The sequence below is a fragment of the Pseudomonas typographi genome (assembly GCF_014694385.1).
Classification (GTDB): domain Bacteria; phylum Pseudomonadota; class Gammaproteobacteria; order Pseudomonadales; family Pseudomonadaceae; genus Aquipseudomonas; species Aquipseudomonas typographi.
Genome location: NZ_JAAOCA010000068.1, coordinates 1 through 10,804, shown reverse-complemented (window position 1 = coordinate 10,804; position 10,804 = coordinate 1). Strand labels below are relative to the sequence as shown.

General features: G+C 57.0%; 12 protein-coding genes and 2 pseudogenes. 7 read left to right on the top strand and 7 right to left on the bottom strand.

All coding sequences use genetic code 11. The features are described 5' to 3' along the window. The first annotated feature begins 144 nt into the window (after nucleotides 1-144). Together HAQ05_RS27190 and ftrA are read left to right on the top strand one after the other, a co-directional pair. On the top strand, nucleotides 145-570 hold the full coding sequence (locus HAQ05_RS27190) for a M10 family metallopeptidase C-terminal domain-containing protein (protein WP_190427303.1): 426 nt from the start codon (nucleotides 145-147) through the stop codon (nucleotides 568-570). Nucleotides 571-866: 296 nt separating this feature from the next. Then, on the top strand, nucleotides 867-1,913 hold the full coding sequence (ftrA, locus tag HAQ05_RS27185; RefSeq protein ID WP_190427301.1) for a transcriptional regulator FtrA: 1,047 nt from the start codon (nucleotides 867-869) through the stop codon (nucleotides 1,911-1,913). A gap of 378 nt (nucleotides 1,914-2,291) precedes the next feature. Here ftrA and HAQ05_RS27180 read toward each other — a convergent pair whose 3' ends face one another. Further along, entirely contained in the window at nucleotides 2,292-2,753 is a 462-nt protein-coding gene (locus tag HAQ05_RS27180; RefSeq protein WP_190427298.1) for a response regulator, read from the bottom strand. 218 nt (nucleotides 2,754-2,971) lie between these two features. On the opposite strand from HAQ05_RS27180, the gene HAQ05_RS27175 reads away from it, so the two are divergent. Next, on the top strand, nucleotides 2,972-3,358 hold the full coding sequence (locus HAQ05_RS27175) for a response regulator (protein ID WP_190427295.1): 387 nt from the start codon (nucleotides 2,972-2,974) through the stop codon (nucleotides 3,356-3,358). A 122-nt stretch (nucleotides 3,359-3,480) separates the two neighbouring features. Here HAQ05_RS27175 and HAQ05_RS27170 read toward each other — a convergent pair whose 3' ends face one another. Next, nucleotides 3,481-3,666 carry a hypothetical protein gene (locus tag HAQ05_RS27170; RefSeq protein WP_190427292.1) on the bottom strand — a complete coding sequence of 62 codons (186 nt, stop codon included), beginning with the start codon at nucleotides 3,664-3,666 and terminating at the stop codon, nucleotides 3,481-3,483. A gap of 183 nt (nucleotides 3,667-3,849) precedes the next feature. Next, a complete protein-coding gene (locus HAQ05_RS27165) occupies nucleotides 3,850-4,080 on the bottom strand; it encodes a hypothetical protein (RefSeq protein ID WP_190427289.1) in 231 nt (76 codons plus the stop codon). Nucleotides 4,081-4,378: 298 nt separating this feature from the next. Here HAQ05_RS27165 and tnpB point away from each other — a divergent pair, with 298 nt between their 5' ends. Next, on the top strand, nucleotides 4,379-4,714 hold the full coding sequence (tnpB, locus tag HAQ05_RS27160; RefSeq protein ID WP_190427286.1) for an IS66 family insertion sequence element accessory protein TnpB: 336 nt from the start codon (nucleotides 4,379-4,381) through the stop codon (nucleotides 4,712-4,714). Between the two features lie 61 nt (nucleotides 4,715-4,775). Next, nucleotides 4,776-6,248, top strand: a pseudogene (tnpC, locus tag HAQ05_RS27155) (IS66 family transposase). A 58-nt stretch (nucleotides 6,249-6,306) separates the two neighbouring features. Here tnpC and HAQ05_RS27150 read toward each other — a convergent pair. Next, complete coding sequence (locus HAQ05_RS27150; protein WP_238936604.1) at nucleotides 6,307-7,239, bottom strand: helix-turn-helix domain-containing protein; 933 nt, start codon at nucleotides 7,237-7,239, stop codon at nucleotides 6,307-6,309. Nucleotides 7,240-7,408: 169 nt separating this feature from the next. Here HAQ05_RS27150 and HAQ05_RS27145 point away from each other — a divergent pair, with 169 nt between their 5' ends. Together HAQ05_RS27145 and HAQ05_RS27140 are read left to right on the top strand one after the other, a co-directional pair. Continuing rightward, entirely contained in the window at nucleotides 7,409-8,167 is a 759-nt protein-coding gene (locus tag HAQ05_RS27145; RefSeq protein ID WP_190427284.1) for an SDR family NAD(P)-dependent oxidoreductase, read from the top strand. 113 nt (nucleotides 8,168-8,280) lie between these two features. Further along, nucleotides 8,281-8,850 (top strand): annotated as a pseudogene (locus tag HAQ05_RS27140) (tyrosine-type recombinase/integrase); the annotation flags it as partial. 209 nt (nucleotides 8,851-9,059) lie between these two features. Here the strand turns inward: HAQ05_RS27140 and HAQ05_RS27135 are convergent. The 3 genes from HAQ05_RS27135 to HAQ05_RS27125 form a co-directional block, all read right to left on the bottom strand. Next, nucleotides 9,060-10,229 (bottom strand): MFS transporter, encoded by a 1,170-nt coding sequence (locus HAQ05_RS27135; protein WP_190427281.1) that lies wholly within the window; start codon nucleotides 10,227-10,229, stop codon nucleotides 9,060-9,062. Nucleotides 10,230-10,246: 17 nt separating this feature from the next. Beyond that, nucleotides 10,247-10,627 (bottom strand): hypothetical protein, encoded by a 381-nt coding sequence (locus tag HAQ05_RS27130; RefSeq protein ID WP_238935326.1) that lies wholly within the window; start codon nucleotides 10,625-10,627, stop codon nucleotides 10,247-10,249. 82 nt (nucleotides 10,628-10,709) lie between these two features. Next, a partial coding sequence (locus tag HAQ05_RS27125) for a transposase domain-containing protein (RefSeq protein WP_190425851.1) occupies nucleotides 10,710-10,804 on the bottom strand: 95 nt, incomplete at its 5' end.

Genomic DNA, 10,804 nt, shown 5'->3' with positions numbered 1-10,804 from the left:
GCCCAGCTGACGAATCGTTACCCCGATGCGTTTCCCCACTTTTATGTAGAGCTCGACCGCTCGGATGCGGTCTTCGTATGAATACATGAACTACCTCCAGGTAGTCCAAGATTTCCGCCGCATCCCCGAAAACCGGGTTGGGATTTGCTCCATACGCCTCAGGACGGTGGTGTCTTGATTGGCGGCGGTGCAGGCGACGCACTTGCGGGCGGTGATGGAGTAGACACCTTCCGCTACCTGGACAGCAGCAACAGCATTCATGGCGCCGCCGACCTGATCGCAGGTTTCGATGTGGCCCATGACAAGATCGACGTGGCGGCCCTGGGTTATACAGGCCTGGGCGACGGTACCGACGGCACCTTGAAACTGGTCTACGACAGGGACCTCCACCGCACCTATCTCGAGGTCTACGACTTGAACGCCGAGGGTCAACGCTTTGAGATCGGTCTGGTCGGTACCTTCACTAAAACGTTCACTGCGGATAATTTAGTGGTTGCGGGCACCGCTCCAACAACACAGCACTCTTCGGATACGGCTGACCTCAGATACTCGCTATCAACTGGCTTCTGACCCGCTGGACGAGCGGTGGTATGGCAATGCCAACCCACACGGTGGTTTGAGGAAGGTCTTTCTTCCGGGGATGGTGCGCAGCGTGGGGAATCGGAAGTTCGAAGAGGAATGGAAGCCCGTCGATCAGTGGGGCCGACTGGATCGCTCATCCGTTCGCACAGACCGACTCGAACAAGCTTGAGCGTCCTGGTCGCCGTTCTCGCAGACGGCGCGGCGGCCTTCATTTCCTCTCGAAACCATCAACCGTTGGTGTAGGATGCGAAAGTATCATCGCTCGTGCAGAGAGGCATGCCAGTATGGATGTGTTAAGCGCAAAGCACTCAGGTCCCAACGTTATGTGCCTGATCTCGGACGAACTGCTCGCTTTCGAGTTCGGAATTGCTTACGAGGTCTTCGGCCTGCCTCGCCCAGACTTCGGGGATGACTGGTACAATTTCGGCTGCGCGGCCGAGCGGCCGGGGACCATCCGCTCCAGCGGGGGCCTTCCCGTCTATATCAAGCAGGGATTGGATTCTCTGGAGACGGCTGACCTGATCATCATACCGGGTTGGCCGGACGTTGATTCCCCTGTAGATCGGCGCGTGGTGGAGGCAGTGCGGCGCGCGCACATGCGCGGAGCCCGAATCGCGTCGCTTTGTTCTGGCGTCATCGTACTGGCCGAGGCCGGCTTGCTGGACAACGGCAAGGCGACCACTCATTGGCGTTTCATAGACAGCATCGCGCGCCGTTTCCCGCTAGTCGAGTTCGACTCGCGGGTGCTGTACGTGGACCGTGGGACTGTTCTCACAGCCGCCGGTAGCGCAGCGGGAATGGATCTGTGTATACATATCGTCCGGAAAGATTTCGGTGTGGGGCGTGCGAACACCGTTGCGAGGGGATTGATCATGCCCCCACATCGTGAAGGTGGGCAGTCGCAGTTTATCCCTCAGCCGGTGCCCAATGCCTATGAAGCAACGCGTATTGGGGGAGTGGTCGAACACATGAGGCAGAACCTAAGCCAAAGCCATCCTGTCGAAGATCTTGCGCAGCTTGCCGGGATGAGCCTGCGTACATTTCAGCGCCGGTTTGAGGCTCTGACGGGCTCTCCCCCCAGCACTTGGCTTATGCGAGAGCGCTTACGCGTAGCCTGCGACCTGCTGGAGCATGCAACTGAACACGGCCTGGAAGAAGTAGCATCGCTGAGTGGTTTCGGCAACCTCCCAACGATGCGCCATCATTTCAGAAAGATGCTCAAGATAAGCCCACGCAGCTATCGAAACGTTTTCCAGGGGAAATCATCGTTCCAGACCGCACGTAAAGAGGCCAACATAGTAGAAATAAATGGCTCCGTTTTGGCCTGGTAGGGGCCGGCAACAAAACAGCCAGTGCACTTAAACCTAATGTGTAGCGCAGCCCCTTGCGCCGTCTGACCTCTGATGAGGTAAGGAGATATTCACGCTCATTGACTTTCTATTCCACAGAAATGGCGAGATGAGCGAGCGGGTGATGATGGTGATTGGGCCGCAAGGGAAGTAGCGGGCTCGGCCAGGTATTGATAGGCATTGTGCGGGTTGCCGCCGCAGTACCAATGCCGGTTACGGCGCTGCTGGCTGGGTCGCTGTTCGCCGGTGGTGCATGGAGCATGGCCGGGGTACCTAGGGCCAGCGAGCCCGGCGGCGTCGCTGTGGCGCAACGAACAAGCCGGGACCGGGCGGGGCACTCGCGAATGCGCACGCGCCACTTTACCGCGGCGAATGCGCCATCAAGCCGGAGGAAAGGGGCTTGCGTTCATCGGGGCTGAACAGCGAAAAGTCCGCTACAGCGCCGCCAGCCGCTATCTCATAAAGGGCTTTGGCCAGTGCCGCCGGGGCCCATGGCTTTGAAAGGAAGGTCACCGCACTCGGTAGCAGTGGGCTTGAGCAACTGATGTCCGAGTCAGTCATCAGTATCGGCGTTTGGCCAAAGGCGCTGCGAAGCGCCGTGGTGAACTGTAAGACGGTAAGGCCTTCGGATAACGCTATCGAGGCAACGATCGCATCGATGTGAGACAGGCCATTGGCTGCCGCTAATGCAGCGGCCAAGCCTGGCAGCGTTTCTACGGCCGCCCCGGTAGCCTCGATCGAATCCTTGGCCAAAAGACACACCAGTGGGTCCGGCTCGATGAGCAAGACAACCTTTCCATTGAGCTTAAAACGTTCAGGCATCAAACCCTCCGGGATCAGACCGCCGAATGGCGCGGCAGCAACTTTCCTATGTCGTAGATCTGGATCAGCTACCATACCGGCGCAAGTTCTGGTAAAAAACGGCATCCTTAGGCGATTGACATATTCTCAAGGCAAAGGTTCTGCAGCATTCGTACCCCGCAAGCTTACCCTGCGGCGGTACCAAGCGCCGATTTAACTGCCAGGGGGCCCACACAGCGATGTTATCCAATCACCTCGTAGCAGTAGCAGAGGACGATCCATTGCTTCGCCAGGTGTTGGCGGAGTTAATCACTGAACTCAATGGGCGATGCGAGCAGTTCACTACCTGCGACGATCTATATCGTGCACTGCTTGCGGGGCGGCCGTACACCCTTGTCATCACGGACCACATCACCCCAGGCAGCATGCAGGGTATCGAGTTGGCGAGCGCCGCAGAACAGGGGTGGCCAGGTTTGACGGTGATCATCATGAGTGGGCATGAGCGTAACGAGAGCGTGCCGCTACCGAGCAACAGCCACTATTTTCAGAAACCCCTGCAGATTACCGACCTGCTGGATGTGGCGGAAAACATCCTTAAAACAAGCCAGCGCAACGTACCCCTTTGAGCGCTTGCATGCAGGCGGCTGTTTACATGGACGGGCGGCGAGGGGGCGCGGCAGCACGTTCACAGGTCAAAGCCTTGCGAACGGCTGAACCACTCCTGCAGCGCAGCGCCGGCGGCTGAACGTCATTCAGGCGTAGTGCGCCGCTGTGAGTAGTGCTCAAGCAACTGCTCTTCAATGGCCTTTAGCGCCTCCAGGTCCGCGCGCGGGCCCTTGGCGGTGGCCCTGATCAATTTTTCGGGGAAGTGGCCGCCCGCGATAAGCGCATTCAAGGTATCGACAGCGAGTTGCTGGGCGGTTCTAGCTGGCATGTACGGCCTCCGTAAATTGTGCGAGGGTAAACTGAAGCGGACACGAATGCGCCAGCTCAGGCTAACGCCTGGATGTCAGGCAAAGAAAAGCCGCTGGGCGGCGGCTTCGATACAATGGGCGCAAACATGCCAAACATCGGGCAACTTGGCAAGCCCGGTGGAGAGGGGCAGGGTGCCGCACCGTCAAAGGTCTTTCTTGACCTCTTTGTCGACGTGTTTATCCGCCTTGTGCCGTTCTTCGTTATCGTGTTTGGCGCCTTTGTCCACTTCTTTGGCGTCGTGCTTTACGCCTTTATCAAGTTCACGGTTATCGTGGCGCACCCCTTTTTCCAATTCGTTTTCTGCGTAGGCGAGTGGCGCAAGCGCGCCGCAGAGGATAAGGGCAGTGGCGGCAGTGAGCAGTGATGTGCGCATCAGGGTACTCCATTTATTTGATATAAAATGCCTGCCCATCATGAGCTGTAGGTGTTGAGTGTAGCCGGCCGTGGCCACACTAAAAGGGCCGCCTGAGCATGGAAAAGCAAGTGGCTACCGATTTACCGGGTCGATCACCCGCAACCCTGCCGGCTTTCGTTCCCGTAAAAGCGACCCCAAGGCGCGCGACAGAAGAGATGGCGATCATCTCGCTGCCTCTGGGCGATAAATCCATCACAGTAAAATGGCCAGCCTCGGATCCGGACGGCTGCGCGTGTTTTATTCTTGGCTTGGCCCAATGATTCGCATCGGCGCCATCTGGCTCGCCACCCAGCCCACGGACATACACGCCGGCACCAACACGGCTCTGGCCCGGGTGGTTGCCGTGTTCGGTGCGGCGAAGCCGCACTGCGCCTACCTGTTTGCCAATCACCGTGCGACTCGGATGAAGGTGCTAGTACACGATGGGATTGGCGTTTGGCTCGCGGCACGTCGATTGAACCCGGTAAAATTCCCCTGGCCAGGTGTTCGGCAAGGCAGCGAAATACAGTTGGATATCGAGCAGCTTGAGGCCTTGGTACTCGGCTTGCCTTGGCAGCGTGTTGGTGCTGGCGGTGCAATTACGCTGCTTTAAAAACCGTAATTAATGCCTTGGCTTGCTGTAGCGGATGGCGTGCTTTGGTAAAATCCAAGACATGACTTCCTCGCCCGATCTCGCTCAAATGCCCCCGACCAACTGCGTGCATTCGCTGCGCAATTGCTATCGCAAGTCGGGACCATGGGGCATACGGTTGAGACAATGAGCAAGACGGTCGAAACGATGGGTAAGAAGATCAACCGCGATCAAGCGGTGATCCAGAAGCTGACTCACGAGATCGCACAGCTCAAGCGTTTGAAGTTTGCCAAGCGCAGCGAACAAATGAATCCTGAGCAGGCGAGCCTGCTGGATGACCTGATCGATACGGATATCGCAGCGATTGAGACTGAGCTTCAGGCATTGTAGATAGCGCCCGTTGCGACCGAGACAAAGCAAAAGCCCAAGCGTACGGCCTTGCCGACAGAGTTTCCCCGCACGTTGATCCATCACGAACCGGACAACACCCACTGCCCATGCGGCTGCGCCCTCAAGCGCATCGGTGAAGATGTCAGCGAGAAGTTGGACTACACACCGGGCGTGTTTACCGTCGAACGCCATATTCGTGGCGAGTGGGTGTGCGATGACTGCGAAACGTTGATCCAGGCGCGCCGGTACCTGCTCAAGTTATCGACAAGGGCATCCCGACTGCCGGTTTGCTTGCCCACGTCATGATCGCGAAGTTTGCCGATCATTTTGCGCTTTACCGGCAGGAATCGATCTTCGGTCGAGCAGGCTTGGCGATTCCGCGTTCGACATTGGCCCAGTGGGTTGGCATGACAGGCGTGCAGTTGCAGCCCCTGGTCGATGCCCTGCGTGACGTGGTGATCGGGCAACAGGTCGTGCACGCGGACAAAACACTGTACGAATGCTAGCTCCGGGCTCGAAGAAAACCCATCGTTCTTATGTTTGGGCGTACGCCACCAGTCAGTTCTGCGAAACAACTGCTGTTGTCTAGGACTTCAGCCCCAGCCGCGCCGGTGAGCATGCTCGTCATTTCCTGCACGGCTGGAAAGCAAGCCAGTTTGCGACGATTTTGGCGGTTACAAGGCGATTTTCGAACTCGGCGTGACCGAAATCGGCTGCATGGCCCATGCCCGGCGCAAGTTTTTCGCCGGATTTACGGTGCCGAATACGGCAAGAAAAAGCCGTGCCTGTGATGGATAGGCTGCATGCCTGGATGATCGCTCAACGTAATGTTGTGCCCGAAGGTTCGGCTATCAGCAGGGCAATTGATTACAGCTTGAAACGCTGGGCAGCGTTGTCGCGATATCTAGAAGACGGCGCCGTCCCCATTGACAACAACTGGGCCGAGAAGCAGATCCGGCCGTAGGCTCTTGGGCGCAAGAACTGGCTCTTCGCAGGGTCGCTACGCAGCGGAAAACGGGCGGCGACGATCATGAGTTTGATCCAGTCTGCGCGGCTGAATGGGCATGAGCCATATACCTATTTGAAGGATGTTCTCACGCGTCTGCCGACGCAGCGAGCGAGTGAAATCGAGCAACTGCTTCCGCAAAAGTGGCATCAGGCGTAACCGCACAAAGTGAACAACGGATGCTTGGTGTAGGCCGCCCATACCAGTGCACCTGAACTTAACTCCGATGACGGTATTCACGCGGCGTTATGCCGGTATGACGTCTGAACAATTGAGCGAAATAACTTGGGCTGGCATAACCAACCTCAAGGGCGACGTTCAGGATGCTGAGGTCGGATTCCAGAAGCAGCTCTCGCGCCATTTCCATCCGCAGATGAATAAAGTACTGGGATGGACTCCGTCCTGTTGCTTTCTTGAACAGGCGGCTGAAGTGCGAAACGCTCATGCCCGCTTCGGATGCCAGTCTGTCCAGGCTGAATGCACTATCCATCCCTGTTTGAAGGGTTGCAATGGCCTTATGGAGTTTGTAGGCCGGCAAGGCGTTCATCCGTTTGGACGGTTCGCTACCCTCGCCATAGCGTCGGGCCAAATGCACAGCAAGCGCTTGGCCTACGCCTTGTAGGCACAGAGAGCTGGCTTGCGGGTTTGAAGTCACTTCGTGATAGAGGTATTTCATCAGCCCCGTAACTTCGGGATCTCGTTCGCCGGATACCTCCCGTAGCCGCTGGGCTCCATCGGGACACGAAACAATATCCCGCGCGGCAAGCTCCAGCAGATGCTGGCTGAGATAGACATGCATCACTTCAAAGCCCCCATCGCTTTTTGTTTGCCATCGCATTTCATAGGGGAGGGGCGACGTTGTCAGAAAAAAGTCGCCAGCAGCGACAGGGGTGGCCATCCACTCTTCATTCCCAATGCGCTCTTCTATGACGGCAGCCCCTGAAACGATCAGAACAAGCAGAGGTTCTGCGACAGCAGGAATCATCAGGCTCTGCTGGGTGGTTCGATGCCTGAATATCTGTACCTGCACCTGCGAGTTCAAACTTTGGCCAAAAGGCTGATGGGCCGTAGCGGGTAGGTAGTCCGGCATTTTATGGGCGGGAATCCGCTCATGATGATCTGAACGGGATGGTTGGCCAAGCGTTGCCATGGCATGTTTTTCGCGACTGATGGGTCGACAGAATAGCGAGTCTAGGCGATCAAAAGCAAAATCCCGACAGCCCGGCAGAAATGCGGCAGATCCGCGCGAAAGAATGGGACAAGGTGTCGTCGTCTACAGCAGCAGTTGTTGCGGCTGGATGCCTTCTCTGGAGAGAAAGATGACGGTTGATACACGGGGTGAATTCGAAGGTCGGGTAGTTCTGGTGACCGGTGCAGCGAGTGGGATTGGCCGGGCTGTCGCCCTGATGCTGCATGAGCGCGGGGCTAAAGTGGTAGCTGAAGACAAAAGTCCGACAGTCGGGCAACTTGCCCGGCCCGGCCTAGTTCCACTGATTGCGGATATCACTGAAGATGGCGCTGCCGAAACAGCAGTGGCGACAGCGATAGCACACTTTGGCCGTCTGGATATATTGGTCAATAACGCCGGGATAATCATAAACAAATTGGTCGTGGACATGACTCGCGATGATTGGGAGCGTATCCAGGCCGTCAATGTCACAGCGGCATTTTTACATGCTCGGGAAGCCATAAAGGCGATGATCCCGAACCGAACGGGAGCCATTGTCAACATCGCGTCCTATGCGGCTTACCAGGCGTTCCCTACGATTGCAGCTTATACCGCTTCAAAAGGTGCGCTGGCCCAGCTGACTCGCACATTAGCCTTGGAGGTCATTGACTACGGTATACGCGTCAATGCAGTCGGCTCCGGAGATGTTGTGACCAATATCCTCAACGATGTTGTTGAAGACGGCCCTGGGTTCCTTGCCCAGCATGGTGAAAAGACGCCGATCAAACGTGCCGCTCAGCCCGAGGAAATCGCTGAAGTCGTCACGTTCCTAGCATCGCAGCGGGCATCTTATATTTTGGGCGCCGTCGTCATGGCGGATGGAGGGATGAGCGTTCCCGCCGGAGCCTGAGAGGGCTTATTTCTATAACTTACACCGTGTTGACCGATTGGGCATGCGATCCTGTTCATGTGATTGGTTAATCTGGTCGCATCAACGACAAAACGGGCCTTGCCCAGACGGTTACCATCAAACGAACGACCCGCTGCCTGATCGAATGGCAGTTACACACTATGACCCGCCCTGTCGAAGCGGCGACAACCCGATGGGCAGACATCGGCTTCGACAAACGCACCTGGACCATCCCAGCGGGACGAATGAAAAAGCGTCGTCCGCATACGATCCCGTTGACCGAACATGCTCTCTCATTATTGGAGACGCTTAGGCCGCATAGCGGCCATAGCGAATATGTGTTCCCGTCAGATAGAAATCCGCGCACCCACGCGAATAGCCAGACCGCCAACATGGCGTTGAAACGAATGGGTTTCCAGGACCGCTTGGTCAGCCACGGTATGCGCTCAATGGCCAGCACAATCCTGAACGAGCATGGGTGGGATCCGGAACTGATCGAAGTCGCGCTAGCGCATGTTGATAAAGACGAAGTTCGACGCGCTTACAACCGAGCGGATTACATCGAACGCCGACGTCCGATGATGGCCTGGTGGAGTGAGCCTATACTGAAGGCAGCCACTGGAAGCTTGTCGGCATCGGGTATCCATCAAACCACAGGACGCGACGTCATCCCGATACGTTGAAGGGCGTTTGAATGGTGTCAGAATCTATGAGCACCGCCTAAGCCCTTGCCCGCCTATGCTCTTCAAGCACAGCCCTTGCCCACGGGAAGGCTCCGCATTCCCGTGGGCAAGGGCTCACTTGTGGAGATGGCGCCCTAAATGCGTTCCGCCGAATTTATCTCCAGTGGGGTGCGAGAGGATGCGACGCTAAACAAGGTCACTGGCGCAAATTACTCTTGTGCAGGGGCTCTGCGCAAAATCAACATTGTAATGAAAAGCGCACCGACTGTGCCCACCGAAATCATCAATCCATGCTCGCTGACGTAGGACACTGTGGCCCCCGTGGCAATGGGACCCAATACGCTGCCCAAGGTGTAGAGCATCGCAATGGCCGTCATGGCGGTGGACACTTGATGTTCTCCAACCCGGTCTCCCGCCTCGATCACTGCCAGGGTGTTCATGCCGCCAATGGCGCCCCCCCACAGGAACACGATAATCGTCGCCAGCCAAGGAAGCGGCTGGCTGAACGGAATGGCCAGGGTGCCCAGCAACAGTATCAAGCTGCAGACTAATTGGCCGACTTTGTACGAGCTGCGATCGGCCATCCAGCCGATCGGCAGTTGCAGGACGGTGCCGCCGATGCCGAACACCGATATCAGCAGGGTGGCGGCGGTCAACAGATAACCGGCCGAGAGGCTGTAGCCTGCAAGGAACGACACGGATGAGGTTTCCGAAAAGCCTGCGATAAACGCGCCACATAGCGCCGTGGGGATGACGCTAAACAACTTGCCATGGCGTTTTTCCGCCGGCGTTTGCGGTCGCGTATCGTAGTCCTTGAGGGTTAAGGCCAACGCGCCGGATACCAATACGATCACGGCACAGGCGTAGTAAGACGCTACGCTCCCCACGCCGAATACAACTAATAGCAGCGGGCCAACAGCAATACCAAGGCCCATCAAGGTCTCGTGTACGCCGATCGCCCGTCCACGCTCGTCTTTCGAAGCGACCGCGACGATCCACGTATCGCAGGCAATCCAGCGCAGGATCAAGCCAATACCGAGCACGAAGTTCAGCAAAAAAATCAGTACCAAATGGGTAGTCAAGGTCATACCGATCAACGCGGAGATCGTCAGCGCTGCGCTGAGGATATTCGTCTTGACGAGCCCCAGATGGGCCAGCAAGCGCGGAACCCATTTGTAGAGCAACAGGATCGCCAACCATGAGGCACTGACAATCACCCCGATCTTTGCCGGCTCGACCCCTTGCTGCTCCAGCGAAAGCGACAGCAGCGGAGTGACGGTACCAATCTGCACGATCTGCGACAGGGCCGAGAGGGTGTTTATCTTGGTGAGCGCAAACCAGCGTTGTTTGTCGGTGTACTCAATACTGGTATTTTCCATTCACGGACCGACCTTGGTTAGACAGCGGTAAAGTGTTCTAACTGCCACGGGCAGTGCTTACCTTCGGGCTTGTGGAACAGAGCATTGATGGTGTCCAGAGGCGTCCAGTCGGTCTGGATGCCTTCGAGACTTCCGAGGAAGGGTAGAGCAATTTCCAGCACCCGACGATGATCCATCTGTTCGGGCTCGACGATCCCGCGGTCGGGGTTTTCGATGGCCCAGATGATGCTTGAGTACACACCGGCAGCCACTTGCAGGCTGGTGGCCGTCTTGAACGGGGCAATCTGCCGCGTCTCGTCTATGCTCAGGATCGAACCGTACCAATAGACGTTCAGGGCATGGCCCATGAGCAGCACGCCGAGCGCCTCGACACCACCTGGGGCAATCTCATCATTCATGATCCGCTTACGATCCGTATGCCTATCTCAAAGATGTACTGACGCAGTTACGTAAGCGTACGGGGAATACGCCTTGCGCAGGTCAGCCCGGCATCCACTGATGTGGCAGGAGTTGCTCGATCTCACTAGCCTTCTGCGTCGGCAACCGCATCAGCACATCCTTGAGATACGCGTACG